Here is a 23,361-nt window from a genome sequence, read left to right as displayed (position 1 = left end):
TTTTTATTCCTTTATTCCATATCTAAATTCCGAGGCGAAGCCGGCTGTTCGTCACTCTTATCTGCCTCATACATATTGAGCATCTTGAGTGTTGCCTTGATAGCAGCCTCCGTCTGGTCGGCATCCAAGCCTCGGGTGCGCCAGATGCGGTCGCCTTCACGCCAGGTAATGACGGTCTGAACGAGGGCATCGGTACGACCACCGGGTGGGATGGTTACCTGATAGTTGTCGAGCTTAGGGAAGGTCTTGCCGAGCTTCACCTTATAGATGTTGCGGAGGGCTTTTACGAAAGCATCATACTGACCATCGCCTGAGCTCTGGTCTTCATACTCCTTGCCATCGATTTCCACCTTAACACTTGCTATAGGCTTCAAACCATAAGAGGTTGAAACCATGTAACTTACCAGTTTCACCTTATCCTCCGGAGCACCATGCTTCAGTACATCGCTCACGATGTATGGCAGGTCGTCCTGGGTTACCAGCTCCTTGCGGTCGCCGAGTTCGGTGATTCGCTTGGTCACAGCCTTGGTCTGCTCCGGCGTCAACTCCAAGCCCAGTTCATTGAGGTTCTGGATGATGTTAGCCTTGCCGGAATTTTTGCCCAGAGCATACTCACGATGTCTGCCGAAACGCTCAGGCACCAGGTCGTTGCAATAAAGCTTGTCCTTGTTGTCGCCATCGGCATGCACACCAGCTACCTGAGTGAAGACATTATCGCCCACCACAGGGGTATTTGGAGCCACGGCGATGCCGCTGTATCCTTCAACCAATCGGGAAATATCGTTCAGACGGTCTTCCTTGATATTGGTCTTTGCCCCAAACATATCCTTCAGAATCACCTGTACGCTCGCCAATGGCGCATTGCCGCAGCGCTCGCCCAAGCCATTCACGGTGACATGGAGACCCTTGGCGCCACTCAATACGGCAGCCAGCGAGTTGCTCACAGCCAAATCGTAGTCGTTGTGGGCATGGAAATCGAAGTGAGAGTTCGGATAACGGCGAACCATCTGTCGCATATACTCCACACACTGCAATGGGTTCAGGATACCCAGAGTATCAGGAAGCAGGAAGCGCTTGATAGGCAGTTTCACCAGCTCGTCCATCATCATGAAGAGATAGTCACGGCTGTCGCGCATACCGCTCGACCAGTCCTCCAAGTAGAGATTCACGGTGAATCCCTTGCTCAAAGCATAGTCGATGGTCTGCTTGATATGAGCGAGATGCTCCTCAGGCGACATCTTGAGCTGCTGGGTGCAGTGCTTGTAGCTACCCTTCGCCAAGAGGTTGATGACATGACCGCCGCATTCAGCAATCCAATCCACACTCTTGTTGTTATCCACGAATCCCAATACCTCTACGGAATCCAGCTTACCAATGGTCTTGGCATAACGGCAAATTCGAGCGACAGCATCCTTTTCGCCTTCCGAAACACGTGCTGAAGCCACCTCAATGCGATCAACATTGATGTCGTGCAACAGCATTCTTGCTATCATCAACTTCTCGTGAGGGAGAAAACTGACACCATTGGTCTGCTCGCCGTCGCGCAGCGTGCAGTCCATGATCTCAATCTCCTTGATGCGGGAATTATCTCTCTTTGCGTTAACGTTCATAATTACTCGATTACTTGTTTTTAGCTTCCCAAGCCTCTACCTTGTCACGGTTCTGAACGAGGAAGTCCACATCGTCCAAACCATTCTCCAGACAGTGCTTCTTGTAGCCATTGATTTCGAAGTGCTCGCTCTTGCCGGTAGCAAGATTGGTCACGGTCTGGTTAGGAAGATCTACCTTCACCTCTGTCTTGTGATTCTTGTCGATGCTCTCGAAGAGTTCCTTCAGGAATTCCTCGCTTACTACTACAGGCAATACGAGGTTGTTCAACTCGTTGTTCTTGTGGATATCAGCGAAGAAAGAGCTGATGACTACACGGAAGCCTGCACCTGCAATGGCCCAGGCTGCGTGCTCACGGGAAGAACCTGAACCGAAGTTCTTGCCTGCTACGAGGATGACGCCACTATAAGAAGGGTCGTTCATCACGAAGTCTGGCTTTGGAGTTCCGTCGGCATTGTAGCGCCAGTCGCGGAAGAGGTTGTCGCCCATACCCTCTTTATCGATAGCCTTGAGGAAACGGGCTGGGATGATCTGGTCTGTATCTACATTCTCCAATGGAAGAGGAATGCAGCTTGATGTAATTACATTGAATTTCTGTTTCATTTCAGTTTTTCGTTTTACGTTGAACACTTAACATTACATGAACTCTCTTGGGTCGGTAATCTTACCAGTGATAGCGGCAGCTGCTGCTACGTATGGGCTGGCAAGGATGGTGCGGGAACCAGGTCCCTGACGACCCTCGAAGTTACGGTTGGATGTACTTACTGAGTACTTGCCTGCAGGAATCTTATCATCGTTCATTGCCAGACAAGCAGAGCATCCAGGCTGACGGATTTCGAAGCCGGCAGCCTCAACAATCTTATCAATTCCCTCTTCACGTATTTGTTTATCAACCAACCAAGAACCTGGTACAAGCCAAGCAGTTACACCCTCTGCCTTCTTCTTACCTTTAACGAGAGATGCGAAAGCACGGAAGTCTTCAATACGACCATTGGTACATGCTCCCAGGAATACATAATCGATAGGATGACCCTCCAGTTTCTCGCCTGGCTGGAAGCCCATATAGTTGAGACTCTTCTTGAAACCAGCCTGCTCTTCCTCTGGAATCTCATCGAGCGTTGGGATGCTTTCGGTAATGCCGATACCCATACCAGGGTTGGTACCGTAGGTGATGCGTGGTTCGATATCCTTTGCCTCGAAAGTCAACTCCTTGTCGAAGACAGCGTCATCGCCACTCTTCAAGGTCTTCCAGTAAGCCACAGCCTTGTCCCACTCTTCACCCTTAGGTGCATATTCACGACCCTTGATGTACTCGAATGTGGTCTCATCAGGAGCTACGAAGCCACCACGGGCACCCATCTCGATAGAGAGGTTGCAGAGGGTGAGACGACCTTCCATTGACATATCCTTCACTACATCACCACTGTACTCAACGAAGTAACCGGTAGCACCGGACGTAGTGAGCTGGCTCATCAGATAAAGAGCTACATCCTTGGCGGTAACACCCTTGCTGAGCTTGCCGTTGATGCTGATGCGCATAGACTTTGGCTTGCTCTGGAGAATACACTGTGAAGCCATCACCATCTCAACCTCAGAAGTACCGATACCGAAGGCTACGGCACCCATAGCGCCATGGGTAGAAGTATGCGAGTCGCCGCAAACGATGGTCATACCAGGAAGAGAAAGACCCTTCTCAGGACCAACCACGTGGATGATACCATTGTCCTTGGTGTTCATGGCAAAGTGAGTTACGCCGAAATCAGTGGTATTCTTTGCCAAGGTATCTACCTGCTTCTTTGAGATAGGATCCTCGATTGGCTTATCCTGATCGTGTGTTGGGGTATTGTGGTCAGGCATACAGAAAATCTGGTCTGGACGGAACATCTTGAGTCCGCGTGCTCGCATACCAGCGAATGCCTGAGGTGATGTTACTTCGTGACAGTAGAGACGGTCGATGTAAAGCTGTGTAGGACCATCTTCTACAATCTGGACAACGTGCTTGTCCCAAATCTTGTCGAATAATGTATTCATAATATCCTGTTTGTTATATATTTATCTGAATTGATTTTATCTTACCTTGAACTTGTTGATACAGTCGATGTAAGCCTCAACAGAAGCTGTCACGATATCGGTATCAGCACCGAAGCCATAATATACATGACCATCGTATTCCACCTGCATGTGAACCTTACCCACATCGTCTGATCCCTTGTCAATCGCCTGAATGGTGAACTCCTTGAGGTTCATCTCCTTGGTGATGACCTTCTTGAGGGCACGGATGGCAGCGTCCACAGGACCATTGCCAGATGAAGCAGCCTCGAACTTCTGACCAGCGATGTTCAAGCCGATGCTTGCCACGCTCTTCACGCCCTTACCGGTAGTTACCTGCAACCAGTCGAGCTGAACACCATGCTTATCGGCAGAATCAGCACCAGCGAGCATCAGTACATCCTCGTCGGTAACTTCCTTCTTCTTATCAGCCAACTGGAGGAACTTCTTGTAGATCTTGTCGAGCTTCTCCTCATCTTCGATGTTCACACCATTTACGTGGAGGCGATACTTCAAGGCTGCACGACCAGAGCGGGCTGTCAATACGATAGCGTTATCATCCAAGCCCACATCCTTAGGGTCGATGATTTCGTAAGTCTGGACATTCTTCAAGACGCCATCCTGGTGAATACCAGAAGAATGAGCGAAGGCATTGCGGCCCACAATCGCCTTATTAGGCTGAACAGGCATATTCATCAGACTGCTCACCATGCGAGACATCGGAACAATCTTGGTCGTATTGATGTTGGTATCAATATTGATATTCTTGTGGCACTTCAGAATCATGGCGATTTCCTCGAGCGAAGTATTACCAGCACGCTCGCCGATACCATTCATGGTCACCTCCACCTGGCGGGCACCATTCAATACACCCTGCAGGGTATTGGCAGTAGCCATACCGAGATCGTTGTGACAGTGGGTAGAGATGCATGCATTCTCGATGCCGTCAACGTGATCCATCAGATACTTGATCTTGGCACCATACTCATCCGGCAAGCAATAGCCGGTGGTGTCAGGAATGTTAACTACGGTAGCACCTGCCTTGATGACAGCCTCTACCACGCGAGCCAGATACTCATTGTCGGTACGACCAGCATCCTCAGCGTAGAACTCCACATCCTCTACATACTTCTTGGCATACTTGACAGCAGCCACGGCACGCTCGATGATCTCCTCGCGGTTGGAATTGAACTTATATTTGATATGGCTATCGCTGGTACCGATACCCGTATGAATTCTCTTATGCTTAGCATACTGCAACGCCTCGGCAGCACAATCGATATCCTTTTCCACCGCACGGGTCAGCGCACAGATGGTAGGCCATGTTACAGCCTTGGAAATCTCTACTACGGAATTGAAGTCACCCGGGCTTGAAATTGGGAATCCAGCCTCAATGACATCAACGCCCAACTGCTCCAGCGCCTTAGCTACCTGAATCTTCTCTACGGTATTCAACTGGCATCCTGGAACCTGTTCGCCATCACGAAGGGTTGTGTCGAAAATAAATAATCTGTCACTCATATCTCTTAAATATTTTTATTTCTCTTATTAATTAAAGCTTTTGCCCTTTAGGGGCAACATTGCGCCCTTACTTTTGGCAAGGGCGTAAAGAGCTGGGAATTAAAAAAGCCTTTCTCACTCCCATATACGGAAGTGTAGAAAGGCTCAATATATCCAAACCGCTGAACTATACGCACACCTTATCACTTCCGCCTACATGCTGCAGTCGAAGTCGAATAATAATAATGCTTGTAATATTCAACGCTAATGCTCTCATATTTTTCTATTTTTATACGTTATATATTTATCGCTGGCAAAGGTAATCATTTTCTCTGATATACGCAAACAATTTATAACTTTTTTAATAGAAAATCTATCAAATTGCCATTTTTCATCTATTTTTTACCCAAAATCTAGAGAAACGAGCCGTTTTTATGCCAGATTATTCAGAAAAAGAACGTTCTGGTACGAAATTATTCTCTTTTCAACTAGAAAGGTAACGGACCGTCAGGTCCTGTCATAGGCGGAGGCGGAATGGCACCGCTGGCAATCATTCCATCAGAAGCCCCACTGTTCATCTTGGAACCCATGATTTCACCACCCTCCTGTACTGGAGTGTAGGAATCTGTAGGATCCTGGAAGCGGGTGAACTCGCCACGGAAGTTCAGGAGTACATCTCCGGTAGCACCCTTACGGTGCTTGGCGATGATAATCTGCGCCATACCATGAAGATCGTTTCCCTTTTCATCCTGATAGATGTGATAGTATTCCGGACGATGAACGAAGAGTACCATATCGGCATCCTGCTCGATGGCTCCGGATTCACGGAGGTCACTCAACTGTGGTCGCTTTCCTTCGAGACCCTCACGGTTTTCTACGTTACGCGAGAGCTGAGAGAGGGCGAGTACCGGGATATTCAACTCCTTGGCAAGACCTTTGAGAGAACGCGAGATGGTGGAAACCTCTTCCTGACGGCTACCGAACTTCATTCCGTTGGCATTCATCAGCTGGAGGTAGTCAATCATCAACAGCTTTACCCCCTTCTCTCTCACCAGTCGTCGCGCCTTTGTTCTCAACTCGAAGACGGAGAGTCCCGGAGTATCATCTATATAAATAGGTGCACCCGTGAGAGAACGGATCTTCTTGTCCAGTCGCTCCCACTCGCTTGGATCCAACTGACCGTTCAGGATCTTCTTACCCGAAATCTCGCAGACATTCGAGATAAGACGGTTGACCAGCTGAACGTTGTTCATTTCAAGCGAGAAGAATCCGATAGGCACCCCGTGATCTACCGCAACATTCTTGGCGATACTCAGAGCGAAGGAAGTCTTACCCATGGCAGGACGTCCGGCGATGATCACCAGATCGGAAGGCTGCCATCCGGAAGTCATATCATCCATCTGCTGGTAACCTGTAGGAATACCCGTGAGTCCGCCCTTGTTCTGGGCGGCACGCTGCAGGATATCCACGGCTTCCTTGATAACCGGATCAATCTGGGTGTAATCCTGCTTCATATTACCCTGAGAGAGCTGGAAAAGCTCACCCTCGGCATGCTGCATGAGTTCGTCCACATCCACACCCTCATCATACGCCTGGGTCTCGATGTCGCCGGCATAATGGATGAGCTGTCGCTGCAGATATTTCTGCGCCAGGATTCGGGCATGGTACTCGATGTGGGCAGCCGAAGCCACCTGCGAGGAAATCTCCATCAGGTAACCGGCTCCACCAATCTTCTCGATGGCGCCCATCTTGGTGAGTTCATCCGTAACGGTCATGATATCCACGGGGCGCTCCTCCATATTCATAGTCTGAATCGCCTCGTAGATTTTCTGATGTCTCGGATCATAAAAGGTTTCGGGTTTCAGCATCTCGGATACCACCGAAAAAGCATCGGTATCAATCATCAATGCACCCAGAACCACCTTCTCCAACTCCACCGCCTGCGGTTGCAGGTGGGCGTAGTTGGTATCTATCTGTGTCTTGTTATTGTTATTTCTATTCTGATTTATCGGCATACTTCTTTAATTCATCTTCCGTTTGCTGGTGTTCAGCCACTACCTGATTATAGATAATCATCAAATCAGTGTAAGAACATCCATAGTTCTTCAACCATTTATAGTCTTCCTTTAGGGCTTCAAAGAATACATTCTCATCCTTTTCTACATAATAGGCATAAGCCCTGAAGAAAGGTTCCAAAGCCTTTTTCGGCTGATGTTCTATCAATGCCAGGAGACCTTGCGAATAGTTATTGTAAGCTTCGGCAAGCTTATCATTCTTCATCATCTTGAAGAAGAGATCCATCGCCTGCATCATCATATTCTTCGTATCCTTACCTGATTTTTTCATCTTATCGAAACTACCGAAAAGCTCGTTCACCTCGGCGAAATATTCATCCAGGCGCTGATGAGCCTTCTGGAAGTTCTCTTCCGCATGTTCGCCACCTATCTTGATAAGCAGCTGTGTGAGCAAGGCTCCCGCCATCTGATTCTCTGGATGGGTATAATCCAGCTCGTAAGCCAGCGGCATCGCCTCTTCAAATCTGTTATTCATGACGATGAACTTCAGTTTATCCAGTTTCAACTCGAAGAGTTCCTCTTCTGAGAATGAATCCTTGAACTCCATCAGCTTGTCGAAATTCTCCAGATACTCATCCACCTGGATGAGATTACGATAGCAGATGCCCAGCTGGAGATATACCTGCTTCATGTCAGGCTTTATCTTCAGCATCTTCTTGAAGTGATCGACAGCCATACGGAGACTATGATCGTCTCCCTTCTGCATACATACCCATCCCTTCATGAAGTGCATCTCCAGCGTGTCGCATGGTACACCTTCCAGCATCACTTCAACCATGTCTGGGAACTCGCGGCGGAAGGAATAGCGGGCTATAGCCATGCGGTACTTATCGAAGAATTCATCCTGGAAAAGAGGACCCGCCAAGACGGCATAGGCTGGTTTGTCATCATCCAGTTCGTCGAGGATAGTGAAGAGTTCATCCTTCTCTTTATAAAACTTGGAAAAGCGCAGGAGGTTGCGGATGTAGTTGATACGGATACGCTTTGCACGATGCTCTCCAGGCTCTTTAAAAAATTCATTAACAATCTCTTCCTCATCTGCAGGCTCGCTGCCATCTCCATCATCCTCAGGGTCATCGTAACAGTCAACAATATTCTCCGGTATCTCATTAGGATGAGAGATGATCAGGTTTGCCAGGGAATAGGCATCGGCAGGACAAGATCTTGCAGTAGAACAGAAAGCCTTGCAGAACTTTCTCTTCTCATCTACGAATCCGAGAGCCTCGGTTACATGAGGATTCTTCAGATAGAAAGGCATGAACCAATTGTACAGATGAGTAAAGAAATCAGTCTGGTCTCGTAACATCTTAAACTGCGGCAAGAGGATGTCAATACCCTTATCCATCATTTCATCCATAGAGAGCGGGCTATCCACATCCACGTTGAGATTATCGACCCCATCCTCGTCGGTATTGATATCGACAGAACGGATAGGACTCTCCTCTTCCGAAGTTTCCTCGTCTTCATCGATTCCGAAGAGATTTCTCATATCTTCATCAGCGTCCAGCAAATCAGCTACCTTATTTTTCAGGTCGCCGAGGAAACGTTTTGACAGCGATGACATGATATCATTGGTATAGTCGATAGACTTCTGCTCGCTGAATACAGTCACGGCAAGCATCTTCTGGGCTTTTATGATTTCGGCAAGCAAGTCTGAATCATTCTTGCAATCCTCGGTCAACTGCTCTGCAAAGCTACGGAAGTCAGGATGCTGTTCGTAGCAGCCGCAATTCGTAGAAACCAGCAGCCATCCCAGGAGGGCACGCACCTTCACCTCATCGTCATCTGTCTGACGGTAGATATCGTAGAGCAAAGTGAATTTACCCATATCGAAAACGGTGGCGGCAGAGAGCGTAATGGCACTCACCAGAAGCTGAGAGGTCAAGGAATCAACTGTAGGCGAAAGGATGGTGTCTTTGACAGCAGCACGTTCCTCATCGTTCCAATATCCAGAAGAGACAAATCTGCCGAAAATCTTTTCGCGACACTCTTCCCATTCCTGATACAGACGGGCTGAAGCCTGATCCTGCTCCTCTTTCGAGAGGTCGTGGTTCAGGAAAAGCATCGCCTCTCGGGAAACGAATTTCTCGAGGGTTGACTTCACCTCTTTGATATCAATCTCCTCACCCAGCTTTTTCAGATCCTTGAAAACACCCTGGTCTGAACGGATATCCATCTCGACATCTACCAGAAGCTGGTCGAGCCCAGAAATAGTGCTGGAGATGTACTTCGCTCTAGCCTCAGGGGTCATTTCCGGGATATCAAGTTCCTCAAAAGATTTGTTATGCTGTATGGGAAAGCCAAACACTCCATCAGGAATCTTCTTGCGTTGGAAAAGACTCATATTGGCGAAAAGGGAGGTCAGCAAGCTCTGCAGCAGACGGTTAATATACTGCTTATTGCTCGAAAAGGGGGTAAAGACCTCCACGAGCATTGGCTTGCATTCGCTAAAACGCTGCTGATGAATCAAATCACGCATTTCATCTACCTTCTCCAACAAAAAATCCTGATCCAGAACATCTTCTTCTGGGTTATTAGACTCTTCTGACAAATTTACTTCTTCTGACATAATTGTAGTTGTTTAATTGTTAATATCTGCCACCTTAAGATCTCGCTGGCGAGGCTCCATAGCGTGACTGTACTTTAATTTTGGCAGATTGCTAACGGTTTGGGCATCAATACCATAATACTTGGTCAGTAAAGCGGCATAGTGGTGTACGCCATTCTTATTGATGCTATCTACAGCGATGTCGTAAGCTTTCACGAATCTGTCGATTTGTTTTTTTCTTCGGGGTTCCGCCTTCAGTTTGCTGCGGAAAGCAATCACTCCCAACTGGAGGTTCTTGTCTCTACTATCCGCCAGTGCCACATGCTTAGCCATTCTTGCCTGTGTGGCGTATGGCTCCGGCATCCAGGCGGCATCCATCTCATTGTTGAGGAGCATGCGCAGACGGATGTTCAGGTCGTTGATCTGCACGCGATATACATCATACTTGGTCTTCACGCTGTCGATGACAAGCGTTGAGAGATAATCGGTGGCAGAATGACGGGTCATGGCTATCATCTTGTCTGACAGCTGCTTCAGCTCCGAGATACGCGCCTTGCGGTTGGTGATAAGCTGCCAGTACAGATTGGTAGAGACAGGATAGAAGAGCTGTGTACCCTGCTTCTGCAGGCGGGCAGCTCTCACCAGGTCGGTCACCGTACCCTCTACCCTCTTTCGGGCGATGGCTGTATCGCAGTCCATCTGCGCATTGTAGCGATAGAGATGTACCGTTACTCCCTGCTTCAGGAAGATGCTGTCCTCGTAAGCCAGATAAACCGGAAGGCAATCGAGCGTAGGCATCACACCCACCTTGAGCGAAGCCCGGTCGATGCTGTCGAGTCGGGCCTTCTCCTGTTTGCTCAGTCGCAGTCGCTTCTGCTGTGAATCGCCGCAACTGGCCATTCCCAGCAGAAGTGCTGAAACCAGACATATCATGATTGAAAATTTCTTCATTGTATTTTTACTCTACATTCTTCATCGTATATACTCTGACATAGAGATTTTACTCTTTTTACGCTGTCAGAGCTTACTCCACATAAAGCACGAGTCCCTTCAGGTATTCGCCTTCAGGATGATAGATGTTGATAGGATGATCGGCTGGCTGATGCAACTGGTGCAGGATGCGAACCTTTCTTCCTGCCTGGGCTGCTGCAGTAAACACAGCGTTGCGGAAATTATCCTTGGTAACCACTTGAGAGCAGCTGAAAGTGAAGAGGATTCCACCCTTTTTGATTCTCTGCAAGCCCTTTACATTCAGGCGGGTATATCCCTTCAGCGCATTGCGCAGCGCTGCACGGTGCTTGGCAAAGGCAGGAGGGTCGAGGATGATGAGATCATACTGCTGGTCGTGCTCATCCAGATACTTGAAGGCATCCTCGCAGAATGCCTCGTGGCGTGGGTCGCCAGGGAAGTTGAGAGCGATGTTTTCATTGGTCAGCTCGATCGCCTTGGCGCTGCTGTCCACGGAGTGAACCGCCTTGGCATTGCCGCGCATGGCATAGACTGAGAAACCGCCGGTATAGCAGAACATGTTGAGCACGCTCTTGCCCTTGGCGTAATGCTCGAGCAGGGAGCGGTTCTCACGCTGATCTACGAAGAAACCGGTCTTCTGACCGCGCAGCCAGTCGATATGGAACTTCAATCCGTTCTCCACAGCCACGTCATCGGCATCGCCACCCAAAATAAAGCCATTCTCCTGGCGCAGGTCTGCCTTGTATGGCAGGGTGGTCTCGCTCTTGTAGTAGATGTTCTGCAGCTCGTCGCCCATCACCTGCTTCAGCGCCTTGGCAATCTCCATACGGCATACGTGCATACCCACACTGTGAGCCTGCATCACGGCAGTAGGACCATAGCAGTCGATAACGAGACCCGGCAGGTTATCTCCCTCGCCATGCACCAGTCGATAGGTGTTGTTGTCTGGATTTCCGGCGATACCTACCGCCAGACGCATCCTGTAAGCCGACTCCAGTCGGGCGCACCAGAATTCGTTGTCGATATCCACATCGCTGAAAGAGAGCACTCTCACGGCGATGGAACCGATCTGATAGTGACCGATGGCGATGAAGTCGCCAGCAGAAGTGAAAACCCTTACGGTTTCACCTTCCTCTATATCATTGTCCATGCGCTGGATAGCGCCGGAGAATATCCATGGATGGAATCTCTTGAGAGATTCTTCTTTTCCTTTCTTTAAATATACGTTCTTATACATTATTATATTATATAATCTTTTAAGTTCTATCAATTCTCTCTTTTACGAAAAATCGAATACATCAACCTAGAACTCTACCAGCTCGTAATCGTCAGCCTTGCTGAGACGGTTGAACTCCTCGTAGATATGAATGCAGCACCATGCGTCCGTGGCGGCATATCTGCACTGAGCCTCTCTGAGCTCCTGGGATTCCCAGTTGCTGAGTCGCTGTGCCTTGCTGATTTTCTGATGGAAGAGGTTGGCGTAGATTTTCTGCAAGCTCATATCCTTGATGCCGAATTTCTTAGCCACATCCTGCAACTCGATGAAATATCCCGGCTTGAAATCGCATCTGCGATGCAACTGCAAGAGGTCATCATGCCAAGACAATCCCACTTTTGGCACCTTTTTATCCTCCAGGAATCGGATGATGGCTGGTGTCATACCCGTGAGATGCAGGCGGAAGAGATAGCAGGTATCGCGGGTACTCACCTGCAGCAGCGATACCTGGAAGTGCATACCCTTGGAGAAACTTGGTCGTGTCTCCGTATCCACACCCAGAATATCCTGTCCCAGGAGATATTCTACAGCGGCATCTGTATCTTCAGCCTTATCTATCACTATCATATTGCCAGGAAAGAGAATTCGAGGCAGGCTATTGATAGTTTTCTTTTCGAAACTAGTGAAAATTATCTTCATTACTGCTATTTATTCATTACAAGTTGCAAAATTAGCAAAAAATCCCGAAAAAAAGGAGCGTTTCTCAATCTTTTTTGCTAATTTTGCAGTTAAATATTAAAAAGAAATAGAAAAATGGCAAAGAAAAGAACATCAGGCAAAACTAAATCATTTAGCGAAGCCATTGGTTTACAATATATTTTCAACAATACGATTACCGATTTCTTCCTCGGACTCGCCTTGCTCGTGGTTGCTGTCGTCATGATACTGGCGATGATTTCATTCCTCAGTACGGGCGCTGCCGACCAGAGCTTGCTGGAGAACATGCAGCCCGGAGAATGGACCAACACCCAGCAGCAGTTCCAGAACTACTGCGGATCCATGGGAGCCATCCTCTCCTATTGGCTGATGGCGGTGAACTTCGGTTTCCCTGCCTTCCTGATTCCCTGCTTCGTGGTGATGGTGGGTTTCCAGCTGATGAATGTCTATCGCGTGAATCTCTGGAAGTGGTTCTTCTGCATGATGGTGGTGATGATCTGGTCATCCGTCACCTTCGCCAAGTTCCTCACTCCTATCTTCGGTAGTCTCATCTTCAATCCGGGCGGAAAGCACGGCATGTTTGTGGTCCAGACCTTGGAGAATGTCATCGGTCCTCCGGGACTCACCGCCATCCTTCTCTTCGTGGCGATCGCATTCCTCACCTATATCACCACCGAGACCATCACCATCGTGAGAAAGGCACTCAACCCTATCGGCTATATATCTAATAAGGTGAAATTCGAGATTACCAACCATAAGGAGAAGCAGGAGGAGGATGATGCCATCGATGAAGCTTACCGGAATGCTGCCCAGGGTACGGTGCAGGATGAGGAGGATGAGATGGACGAGAACTCCGAGAATTCACAGACTCGGGAGACATCCCAAAACCAGATGGCAGACCAGAACGAGGAAAGTTCTCTGCAGCAGATGGCTGAGGAGCAGAAAGATGAGGATGAGAAGGCAGCCTCGCCAATCGACCTCGATGCAGCCGCAGTCGATGACAACCAGCAGGCTGATGCCGATAAGAACGTGGCTGCTCCGAGTCTGATTCAGCAGCAGCGTGAGCTCAGAGCACAGCGCGCAGAAAGAGAGCGCCAGGAGATGGCTGCAGCCGCTGCCGCTTCGGCTCATATCGGAATGGATATCTCTGTGGCTACCGGAGAGGAGAAGGCTACCAGCAACACCGTAAGCAATGCCGAGGTGCTCAATACGCCTATCAACCCGAAGGAGCCGTTCACTAGATACAAGTACCCTACCCTCAACCTGCTGAAGAAATACGACGACCAGGAGGTGTCTATCGACGAAGAGGAGCAGAAGGCGAACAAGAACCGAATCATCGAGGTGCTGGGCAACTTCGGCGTACAGATCAAGACCATCCGTGCCACCGTGGGTCCTACCATCACCCTCTACGAGATTCAGCCTGCCGAGGGTGTGCGCATCTCCAAGATCAAGAACCTGGAGGATGATATCGCCCTGAGCCTCGCTGCCCTGGGTATCCGTATCATCGCTCCTATCCCTGGCAAGGGAACCATCGGTATCGAGGTGCCTAATGCCAAGGCAAACATCGTGAGCATGGAGAGCATCCTGAACTCCAAGAAGTTCCAGGAAACCAAGATGGAACTGCCTATCGCGCTGGGTAAGACCATCACCAACGAGGTGTTCATGGTGGATCTGGCGAAGATTCCTCACCTGCTCGTTGCCGGTGCCACCGGTCAGGGTAAGTCTGTGGGTCTGAACGCCATCATCACTTCCCTGCTCTACAAGAAGCATCCTAACGAGCTGAAGCTGGTGCTCATCGACCCTAAGAAGGTGGAGTTCAGCGTATATTCACGCATCACCAACAAGTTTATGGCTGCCGTTCCGGATGAGGAGGAGCCTATCATCACCGATGTAACCAAGGTGGTGAGAACGCTGAACAGCCTCTGCGTGCTGATGGACAGCCGCTACGACCTGCTGAAGAAGGCGGGAGCCAGAAACATCAAGGAGTATAATCAGAAATACGTGAACCACAGACTGAAACTGACTGATGGTCACGAATTTATGCCATACATCGTAGTGATTATCGATGAGTTTGGAGATTTGATCATGACAGCCGGCAAGGAGGTAGAGCTTCCTATCGCCCGCATCGCCCAGCTGGCACGTGCCGTGGGCATCCACATGATTATCGCTACCCAGCGTCCTACCACCAGCATCATCACCGGTAACATCAAGGCGAACTTCCCGGGCCGCATCGCCTTCAAGGTAACTTCAGCCATCGACTCCAAGACCATCCTCGACAGAACGGGAGCCAACCAGCTCATCGGTCGTGGTGATATGCTCTATCTCAACGGCAACGAACCGGTGCGTGTACAGTGCGCCTTCGTAGATACACCAGAGATTGAGCGCATCAACGAATACATCTGCAATCAGCCTGGTCCTATCGAACCGATGGAACTCCCTGAACCAGCCAGCGAAGATGGCGGCGTAGGAGGCAACGGCAGTGTAGATACCCGCAACCTGGATCCATATTTCGAGGAGGCAGCCCATGCCATCGTTCTCTCGCAGCAGGGCAGCACCAGTATGATTCAGCGCCGTTTCAGCATCGGCTACAACCGTGCCGGCAGACTGATGGATCAGCTTGAGGCAGCAGGCATCGTAGGAGCCGCTCAGGGCAGTAAGCCAAGAGAGGTACTCCTGCAGGATGAGAACCAGCTCAATACATTGCTGATGCAATTGAGAAATTCATAAGAGAGCCCAGAACCAACGGTCGTCACCGGCCGAAGGGAAAGATAAAGGGCAAAAGACAACATTCGCTCCAAACGCCCTGAAAGGGCAAAAGCTCCTAGCCCAGGGCAACACCCTGGGTTAATGAGCGAAGAACCAATACGCCCTGAAAGGGCAAAAGCTTTTAGGTTTAGTTATAATACAATAAACAGTAAGGATATGAAAAAGATTTTAGCTATCGCTTTCGCAGCGATGATGAGCCTGGGCACTATGGCGCAGACCGCCCAGCAGGTGCTCGACAAGACCGCTGCCGTCATCGGCAACAAGAAGGGCGCTACCGCCAACTTCAAACTGTCTAGCCCTAAGTACGGCTCGGCAAGCGGTACCATCACCATCAAGGGTAACAAGTTTAATGCGCGCACACCGGAAGCCATCGTATGGTATAACGGCAAGACTCAGTGGACCTATATGAAGAAGACCAACGAAGTGAACGTGAGCAACCCTACCCAGGCCAAGCAGATGTCGATGAATCCTTATACCTTCATCCACATCTACAAGACAGGATATAAGAGCAGCCTCAAGACTGTGGGCGGCAACTATCAGGTGCATCTCGTTGCCAACAACCAGAAGCGTACCGTGGCAGAGATGTATATCACCATCAACAAGAACACCCACGTGCCATCGCAGGTAAAGATGCGCCAGGGTTCTACCTGGAGTACCATCGACATCTCCGGTTTCAAGGCAAAGGGTATTTCCAACAATTCCTTCGTCTTCAACAGCAAGGAATTCCCAGGAGCAGAAGTCATCGACCTGAGATAATGTCAAAGCTTTTGCCCTTACAGGGCGAAAGGCTTGCATCCAAACAACCCAGGGCGTTGCCCTGGGCTAGGAGCTTCTGCCCTTTCAGGGCGTGAGGAGCCAACTAACAAGCTCCCAGCATAAGGAGAATGTTGCAAGCAATACGCCCTGAAAAGGGAAAACTCCTAGCACTGGGAGAATGTTGCAAGCAATACGCCCTGAAAGGGCAGAAGCTCCTAGCCCAGGGTATCACCCTGGGTTAAAAATCCAATAAGAAACTACGCCCTGTAAGGGCAAAAGCTTTAAAAATATATTTAAAACCAAACTAAAATGAAAGATCTCAAACCTATCATCTCACAGTTCGATATCACCGGAACTGTAAATGAGGTAAAGCCTCTCGGTAATGGACTCATCAATGACACCTACAAGGTGACAACAGTAGAAGATGATGCACCAGACTATGTTCTCCAGCGCATCAACGACTCTATCTTCACCGATGTAGATCTCTTGCAGCACAACATCGAGGAAGTAACTACACACATCCGCCAGCAGCTCGAAAAACAGGGCGCTGACGACATCGACCGCAAGGTACTCACCTTCGTCAAGGCGAGCAACGGCAAGACCTATGTAAAAGACGAAGACCAGCAGTACTGGCGCATTTCCGTCTTCATTCCTCGTGCCATCACCCAGGAGGCAGTAAACCCAGAAAGTTCTTATTACGCAGGAAAGACCTTCGGAGAGTTCGAGGCTCAGCTCACCGACATCACCGACCGCCTCGGCGAAACCATCCCTGATTTCCACAATATGGAACTGCGCCGTGACCAGCTCCGTCAGGCAGTGAAGGAAGACCGTGCCGGACGCGCAGAAGGCGTAAAGGATTTCATCGCAGAAATCGAGAGTTATATGGATGAGATGTGTCTCTGCCAGCGCCTCTTCCGCGAGGGCAAGCTGCAGAAGCATGTCTGCCACTGCGATACCAAGGTCAACAACATGATGTTTGATGAAGAGGGTCGCGTATTGTGCGTCATCGACCTCGATACCGTGATGCCATCACTCTTCGTGAGCGATTACGGCGATTTCCTCCGCACGGCAGCGAATACCATCGCCGAGGATTCTCCTGAGTTCGAGAAGATAGATTTCCGCATGGACATCTTCGAATCGTTCACCCGCGGCTATGTGGAGTCTGCATCAGCCTTCCTTTCTCCATTGGAGATTTCCCTGCTTCCTCATGCAGCCGAGCTCTTCCCATACATGCAGGCAGTACGCTTCCTCTGGGATTACCTCAACGGCGACCACTACTGGAAGTGCAAGTATCCTGAGCACAACCTCGTAAGAGCCAGAACCAGTGGCATCTCTTCCTGAAGGCGAAGGAACACGAGGCAGAGATGAAGGCGTTCATCGAAAAACTGTAAGAATAGAAATTAGAGATTCAAGTTTCGCAAGTATGCTCCACACGCCCTGAAGAACTAGCGAATGTGGTTCAAGGACGCCCTGAAAGGGCAGAAGCTCCTAGCCCAGGGCATCGCCCTGGGTATACAAGCAATCAGCAAGGCGCCCTGTAAGGGCAAAAGCTTTGTATATTGCCTGGTATTTGAAGGCTTTTGCCCTTACAGGGCGGCAGACTTGCATCATCATTACCCAGGGCGATGCCCTGGGCTAGGAGCTTCTGCCCTTTCAGGGCGTGTGGCGGTAACTATCGAAAAACTCTCAAAATAATCTATAAATAAAATGAGTAATATTTATAAGAAATTATCTGTTGGCAACCTGATGGCAATGGCGGTAACCTTGCCTATGGTTGCCAACACAACCAACACAGCATCATCTCCCCTGCTTCCTTCCGCTCCCGATGCCCAGAAGGCAGCCCAGACCGTGAAGGCGGGAGATGTCCAGATTCTCAGAATCAATCCTACGCTGGTGGAGATTGTCTTCGCCAACCAGCAACGTGTCGCCGTAGATTTCTATGGCGAAAGTGTTTTCCGGATCTTCGAAGATCACAACGATGGCGTGATGAGAGCGCCCGAGGCAAAGCCTGAGGCGAGCATCCTGGTGGATAATCCACGCACAGCCCTGAACCATAAGCAGGTGAAGGTGGAGGAGAACGACAACTCCATCATCCTTTCTACCACCAAGGCACAGGTCATCTTCGACAAGGCTACCCAGCTCTTCAAGATCATCAACCTTGAAGACGGAAAGACCGTGGCAGAGCAGAGCGCTCCGGCACAGTTTACCCCCGAAAAGGTAACCCTCAGCCTGCGCGAACAGCCGGATGAGTATTTCTTCGGTGGCGGCGTACAGAACGGAAGATTCTCTCACAAGGGTGAGAAAATCGAAATCGTCAACACCAACAACTGGGTAGATGGCGGAGTGGCTTCCCCTGCCCCATTCTATTGGTCAACCGCTGGCTACGGCTTCATGTGGTACACCTTCAAGCCAGGTCTCTACGACTTCGGTTCTACCCAAAACGGAAAGGTAGAACTCTCTCACGAATCCAGAAACTTAGACGTTTTCTTCATGGTGGGCAAGAAGCCTACCGATCTGCTCGATGGCTATTACCAGCTCACCGGCAACCCTGTACTCCTCCCTAAGTTCGGCTTCTACGAAGGCCATCTCAATGCCTACAACCGCGACTACTGGAAGGAATCAGACAACAAGGGCCGAACCATGGTGTTCGAGGATGGAAAGACGTATAAGGAGAGTGCCAGCGACAAGACCGGAATCAAGGAATCACTGAATGGCGAGAAGAACAACTACCAGTTCTCAGCACGTGCGGCAATCGACCGATATGTGAAGCACGACATGCCGCTGGGATGGTTCCTGCCAAACGATGGATACGGAGCCGGATACGGTCAGGAGAGTACCCTGGACGGCAACATCCAGAACCTGAAGGAATTCGGTGATTACGCCCGCAAGCACGGTGTGGAAATCGGACTCTGGACCCAGTCAGACCTGCATCCGAAAGACAGCATCGAGGCGCTCCTGCAGCGCGACATCGTGAAGGAGGTGGGAACCGCTGGCGTAAGAGTGCTCAAGACCGATGTGGCCTGGGTAGGCGACGGCTATTCCTTCGGATTGAACGGTGTGGCTGACGCGGCTCAGATCATGCCTTACTATGGCGAGAACGCCCGTCCGTTCATCATCTCGCTCGATGGATGGGCTGGTACACAGCGATATGCATCCGTCTGGTCGGGCGACCAGACCGGTGGCGACTGGGAGTACATCCGCTTCCACATCCCTACCTTCATCGGTGCCGGACTTTCGGGTATCTCCAACATCACATCTGACAACGATGGTATCTTCGGCGGAAAGAATCCGATCGTCAACATGCGAGAATTCGAATGGAAGGCCTTCACCGCGATGGGTCTGAACATGGATGGCTGGGGCAGCAATGCCAAGTATCCTCATATCCTGGGCGAACCGGTAACTTCCGTCAACCGCTGGTATCTGAAGCTCAAGTCAGAGCTGATGCCATACATCTACACAGCTGCCCACGAGGCTGTAACCGGCAAGCCGCTGGTAAGAGCGATGTTCCTCGACGATGCCAACCCTTATACCCTGGGCAAGGCAACGCAGTATCAGTTTATGTGCGGTCCATCCTTCCTCGTGGCTCCTATCTACAAGGAAACCAAGATGGATAAGGAGGGCAACGACATCCGCAACGGCATCTACCTGCCTCAGGGCGAATGGGTGGATTACTTCAGCGGACATATATATAAAGGTGGAAGAATCATCAACGAGTTTGAGGCTCCCTACTGGAAACTGCCTGTCTTCGTGAAGCGAGGCGCCATCATCCCGATGGTAAATCCTAACAACAACGTATCGCAGATAGACAACACCCAGCGCATCTTCGAACTCTATCCATACGGCGAAACCCATTACGCCCTCTATGATGATGACGGCAAGACCGAGCTTTACCGCCTGGGTGAACACGCCACCACCCGCATCACCTCTTCCCTGCAGAAGGACCGTCTCAACGTACATATCTACAAGACCACGGGCCACTTCCAGGGGCAGGAGAAGAACCAGGCTACCGAGCTGCGCATCAATCTGAGCCAGATGCCTAAGAAGCTAGCGGCGAAGATTGGCGGAAAGAGCGTGAAGCTGACCCAGGTGAATTCGCTCGATGAACTCCGCAAAACCGGAAATGCATGGTTCTTCGACGAGGCTCCTCAGCTCAACCGCTTCGCCACACCGGGCAGCGACTTCGAGAAGATGGATATCCGCAAGAATCCGATGGTTTATGTGCGACTGGCGAAGACCGACATCACTGCCAACGACGTAGAGCTTCGCATGGACGGCTATCAGATGGATGATGCCGATGTGCTGCTCCACGCCAGCGGTGCCCTCGCAGCTCCTCAGGTAACGATGAAGGACAGCCAGAGCCCTAACAAGGCATTCGAGCTGGTGGCAACCTGGAACAAGCAGGCCAACGCCGACTACTATGAGGTAAAGGTGGATGGCGTGATTCATTCCACCATCCGCAGCAACGAGTTCACCATCGAGAACCTGAAGCCGGAAAACGATTACGAGGTGCAGGTGAGAGCCGTAAACAAGGACGGCGTTTCTGAATGGACCACCGTTCAGGCGCATACCATCAAGGACCCTCTCGATGAAGCCATCCGCAACATCACAGCCACCAACTCTACGAAGGACTGGGAAGGTCTGGAGGTTTCGAAGATGTTCGACTTCAACGAGAAGAACTTCTGGCATACCGACTACTACAAGAAGGAAGGTGTGCTGCCATTCGATGTAACCCTCAACCTCAACGGCATCGCCAAGCTCGAGAAGATTCACTATCTCCCGGCTTCTGAACGCGAGACCAACGGACAGATCCAGAAGGGTAAGTTCGCCATCAGCAACGACGGCATCAACTGGACCGAGACCGGAAGCTTCGACTGGAAGAACGAGAATGCCGTGAAGGAATACCTGTTCCAGGGCAACCCAGAGGCTCAGTACATCAGGATGACCGTAGAGGAAGCCCGAGGCGGAATGGGTTCGGGTGCCGAGATGTACGTATTCAAGGTTCCGGGCAGCAAGATGGAGAAGGCGGGCGACATCAACCACGACGGACGCATCGACGAAAACGACTTCACCTCTTACCTCAACTACTGCGGATTGCGCAGGGGCGACAAGGACTTCGAGGGCTACGTAAGCAAGGGCGATATCAACGGCAACGGTCTCATCGACGCCTACGATATCTCCGTGGTGGCTACCCAGCTCAAGAGCGGAGTAAGCAGCAAGAAGGTGCCGGCCGTAGAGGGCAGCATCAGTCTCGCAGCTGACAAGAAGGTGTACAAGGCAGGCGAAACCATCACCCTCACCGTAAAGGGCAAGGGTCTCGTATCGCTCAATGCCCTGAGCTTTGCCCTGCCATACAGCGCCACCGAATACGAGTTCATCGGAGTGGATGTGAAGGATATGGGCAAGATGGAGAACCTCACCAAGGACCGTCTGCACTCAGATGGCAGCAAGGTGCTCTACCCTACCTTCGTCAACATCGGTGAGCAGCCAGCCGTAGAGGGCACCCGCGATCTCTTCACCATCAAGCTCAAGGCAAAGAAGGCATGCAAGCCAGCCTTCCAGCTCAAACAGCTGATGATGGTAGATAAATTCCTGGGCGTAAAGACCGGAAAATAGTCGTAGATGAAATCCTGGGCGCAAAGACTGGGAAAAGAGTCGATTTTAGTGAATAAACATTTAATTCTGTAAATTATCTAAAAATAATCCCTATTATTTTGGATATTTTACAGAATTATTTGGTAGATAGAAATAAATTCATTACCTTTGCAAACGTAAAAATCAATCAAGAGATAGGAATATGAAAAAAACAGAAGCTTACAACAGATTGGTAGAGAAAGGCATCAGACCATCAGTACAGAGACTGGCAATCCTGGACTACCTGATCAAGCACCCTACCCACCCGAACATCGAAGATGTTTACAAAGCTTTGGAGGACAAGGTACCGACCCTAAGCCGTACCACAGTGTATAACACGCTCCGCATGCTGAGTGAGGTAAATGCAGCCCAGATGATCACTATCGACGAACATCGCGTTTGCTATGATGGCAACATCGAGCCACACGTTCACTTCTACTGCAAGAACTGCGGCAAGATCATCGACCTCTTCGATGAGCAAGCACCAAGGGTAACAGAGACCAAGGTGATAGATGGAAACATCGTGCAGGAGGAACAGCTCTACTACAAGGGCATCTGTTCAGCTTGCGCCAAGAAGATGGAGAAGAAGACGAATTAACGGGAAGCCGAAGGATTCGTCAGACAAGAGAATTAATAGTAATAAGATAATACAATACAAGGACATTTTAAAACATTAACATTATGAAGAAGAAATTTATTTGCACCGTTTGTGGTTACATCTACGAGGGTACAGAGGCACCAGAGAAGTGCCCTATTTGCAAGGCTCCAGCCAGCAAGTTCAAGGAGATGGAAGATACAGTGGATGATGATTTGACATTCGCTACTGTACACGTTCTCGGTCAGGCATATAAGGATAGCGTCAATGAGGAGGTCATCAAGGGTTTGAAGGATCACTTTGCAGGTGAGTGTGGCGAGGTAGGTATGTATCTTGCAATGGCTCGCCAGGCAGACCGCGAGGGTTATCCAGAGATTGCAGAGGCTTACAAGCGCTATGCGTTCGAGGAGGCTGACCATGCATCTCGCTTTGCAGAGTTGCTGGGTGAGGTTTTGGGTGATACCAAGAGCAATCTCGAGGCTCGCATCGCAGCAGAGAAGGGTGCTTGCGAGGACAAGTTCCGCATTGCCAAGCTTGCCAAGGAGCAGGGTTCTGATGCTATCCACGATACTGTTCATGAGATGGCTAAGGACGAGGCTCGCCACTGTGCAGGTTTCGCAGGTCTTTACAAGAGATACTTCAAGTAAGACTATTTTTAGTTTTTTTCGATACTAAGTCCTGGAGCCCGGTTCCGAATCATAGAGATTCAGAATCGGGTTCCTTCGTTTTCTGGAGAAATTGTACTATGTACGCGTACTAGTACTATCTTTTTCCTGATGCTGCCATGATACCCAGGGTGCGAGGAACCTAAAAGGGTGTTCAGTATTCAGTATTCAGTTTTTTTCGCGATAGTTACCCTTTCTATGGTTATAAATTGTAAGTAGATATTTTACCCTTTCTATGGTTATAAATTGTAAGTAGATATTTATAT

Annotated in this window: 14 protein-coding genes and 1 pseudogene; 6 read left to right on the top strand and 9 right to left on the bottom strand. The window is 49.8% G+C overall.

What is annotated here, in order from left to right:
• Positions 1-11 precede the first annotated feature (11 nt).
• The 9 genes from DW830_RS09350 to DW830_RS09310 form a co-directional block, all read right to left on the bottom strand.
• Positions 12-1,610, bottom strand: a complete 1,599-nt coding sequence (locus DW830_RS09350) for an alpha-isopropylmalate synthase regulatory domain-containing protein (RefSeq protein ID WP_119249690.1) — start codon at positions 1,608-1,610, stop codon at positions 12-14.
• 10 nt (positions 1,611-1,620) lie between these two features.
• Complete coding sequence (gene leuD / locus DW830_RS09345; protein ID WP_119249689.1) at positions 1,621-2,211, bottom strand: 3-isopropylmalate dehydratase small subunit; 591 nt, start codon at positions 2,209-2,211, stop codon at positions 1,621-1,623.
• Positions 2,212-2,244: 33 nt separating this feature from the next.
• Complete coding sequence (leuC, locus tag DW830_RS09340) at positions 2,245-3,639, bottom strand: 3-isopropylmalate dehydratase large subunit (RefSeq protein ID WP_119249688.1); 1,395 nt, start codon at positions 3,637-3,639, stop codon at positions 2,245-2,247.
• A gap of 36 nt (positions 3,640-3,675) precedes the next feature.
• On the bottom strand, positions 3,676-5,178 hold the full coding sequence (locus DW830_RS09335; RefSeq protein WP_118312695.1) for a 2-isopropylmalate synthase: 1,503 nt from the start codon (positions 5,176-5,178) through the stop codon (positions 3,676-3,678).
• A 467-nt stretch (positions 5,179-5,645) separates the two neighbouring features.
• A complete protein-coding gene (gene dnaB / locus DW830_RS09330) occupies positions 5,646-7,172 on the bottom strand; it encodes a replicative DNA helicase (RefSeq protein WP_119249687.1) in 1,527 nt (508 codons plus the stop codon).
• Entirely contained in the window at positions 7,153-9,801 is a 2,649-nt protein-coding gene (locus DW830_RS09325; protein WP_119249686.1) for a tetratricopeptide repeat protein, read from the bottom strand. Before DW830_RS09325 ends, dnaB begins: the two co-directional genes overlap by 20 nt.
• Before the next feature lie 12 nt (positions 9,802-9,813).
• Positions 9,814-10,731 carry an ABC transporter substrate-binding protein gene (locus DW830_RS09320; protein ID WP_119249685.1) on the bottom strand — a complete coding sequence of 306 codons (918 nt, stop codon included), beginning with the start codon at positions 10,729-10,731 and terminating at the stop codon, positions 9,814-9,816.
• Between the two features lie 73 nt (positions 10,732-10,804).
• Complete coding sequence (locus DW830_RS09315; RefSeq protein WP_117661762.1) at positions 10,805-11,986, bottom strand: class I SAM-dependent rRNA methyltransferase; 1,182 nt, start codon at positions 11,984-11,986, stop codon at positions 10,805-10,807.
• A 66-nt stretch (positions 11,987-12,052) separates the two neighbouring features.
• The gene (locus DW830_RS09310; protein WP_119249684.1) at positions 12,053-12,664 is read right to left on the bottom strand and encodes a 3'-5' exonuclease; all 612 of its coding nucleotides are present in this window, start codon (positions 12,662-12,664) and stop codon (positions 12,053-12,055) included.
• A 114-nt stretch (positions 12,665-12,778) separates the two neighbouring features.
• Here DW830_RS09310 and DW830_RS09305 point away from each other — a divergent pair, with 114 nt between their 5' ends.
• The 6 genes and pseudogenes from DW830_RS09305 to DW830_RS09275 all read left to right on the top strand — a co-directional run bounded on the left by DW830_RS09305 (position 12,779) and on the right by DW830_RS09275 (position 23,077).
• Entirely contained in the window at positions 12,779-15,409 is a 2,631-nt protein-coding gene (locus tag DW830_RS09305) for an FtsK/SpoIIIE family DNA translocase (protein ID WP_119249683.1), read from the top strand.
• 195 nt (positions 15,410-15,604) lie between these two features.
• The gene (locus DW830_RS09300; protein WP_119249682.1) at positions 15,605-16,204 is read left to right on the top strand and encodes a LolA-like putative outer membrane lipoprotein chaperone; all 600 of its coding nucleotides are present in this window, start codon (positions 15,605-15,607) and stop codon (positions 16,202-16,204) included.
• A gap of 309 nt (positions 16,205-16,513) precedes the next feature.
• A pseudogene (locus DW830_RS09295) lies at positions 16,514-17,595 on the top strand (phosphotransferase enzyme family protein).
• A 316-nt stretch (positions 17,596-17,911) separates the two neighbouring features.
• Complete coding sequence (locus DW830_RS09285) at positions 17,912-21,817, top strand: TIM-barrel domain-containing protein (RefSeq protein WP_119249680.1); 3,906 nt, start codon at positions 17,912-17,914, stop codon at positions 21,815-21,817.
• A 181-nt stretch (positions 21,818-21,998) separates the two neighbouring features.
• Positions 21,999-22,433: a Fur family transcriptional regulator gene (locus DW830_RS09280; RefSeq protein WP_119249679.1), complete on the top strand. Its 435-nt coding sequence runs from the start codon at positions 21,999-22,001 to the stop codon at positions 22,431-22,433.
• An 83-nt stretch (positions 22,434-22,516) separates the two neighbouring features.
• On the top strand, positions 22,517-23,077 hold the full coding sequence (locus DW830_RS09275) for an NADH peroxidase (protein ID WP_117661767.1): 561 nt from the start codon (positions 22,517-22,519) through the stop codon (positions 23,075-23,077).
• The last annotated feature ends 284 nt before the right edge of the window (positions 23,078-23,361 follow it).

The sequence above is a fragment of the Prevotella sp. AM34-19LB genome, assembly GCF_003468525.1.
Lineage (GTDB): Bacteria > Bacteroidota > Bacteroidia > Bacteroidales > Bacteroidaceae > Prevotella.
Note: the sequence above shows the minus strand (reverse complement) of the source record. Positions and strands in the feature narration are given on the sequence as shown.

Coding starts and splice junctions, on each gene's coding strand:
- DW830_RS09325 (WP_119249686.1), bottom strand. CDS start 9,801: ATGTCAGAAGAAGTAAATTTGTCAGAAGAGTCTAATAACCCAGAAGAA.
- DW830_RS09300 (WP_119249682.1), top strand. CDS start 15,605: ATGAAAAAGATTTTAGCTATCGCTTTCGCAGCGATGATGAGCCTGGGC.
- DW830_RS09305 (WP_119249683.1), top strand. CDS start 12,779: ATGGCAAAGAAAAGAACATCAGGCAAAACTAAATCATTTAGCGAAGCC.
- DW830_RS09285 (WP_119249680.1), top strand. CDS start 17,912: ATGAGTAATATTTATAAGAAATTATCTGTTGGCAACCTGATGGCAATG.
- DW830_RS09335 (WP_118312695.1), bottom strand. CDS start 5,178: ATGAGTGACAGATTATTTATTTTCGACACAACCCTTCGTGATGGCGAA.
- DW830_RS09275 (WP_117661767.1), top strand. CDS start 22,517: ATGAAGAAGAAATTTATTTGCACCGTTTGTGGTTACATCTACGAGGGT.
- DW830_RS09310 (WP_119249684.1), bottom strand. CDS start 12,664: ATGAAGATAATTTTCACTAGTTTCGAAAAGAAAACTATCAATAGCCTG.
- DW830_RS09280 (WP_119249679.1), top strand. CDS start 21,999: ATGAAAAAAACAGAAGCTTACAACAGATTGGTAGAGAAAGGCATCAGA.
- DW830_RS09320 (WP_119249685.1), bottom strand. CDS start 10,731: ATGAAGAAATTTTCAATCATGATATGTCTGGTTTCAGCACTTCTGCTG.
- dnaB (WP_119249687.1), bottom strand. CDS start 7,172: ATGCCGATAAATCAGAATAGAAATAACAATAACAAGACACAGATAGAT.
- leuD (WP_119249689.1), bottom strand. CDS start 2,211: ATGAAACAGAAATTCAATGTAATTACATCAAGCTGCATTCCTCTTCCA.
- DW830_RS09350 (WP_119249690.1), bottom strand. CDS start 1,610: ATGAACGTTAACGCAAAGAGAGATAATTCCCGCATCAAGGAGATTGAG.
- leuC (WP_119249688.1), bottom strand. CDS start 3,639: ATGAATACATTATTCGACAAGATTTGGGACAAGCACGTTGTCCAGATT.
- DW830_RS09315 (WP_117661762.1), bottom strand. CDS start 11,986: ATGTATAAGAACGTATATTTAAAGAAAGGAAAAGAAGAATCTCTCAAG.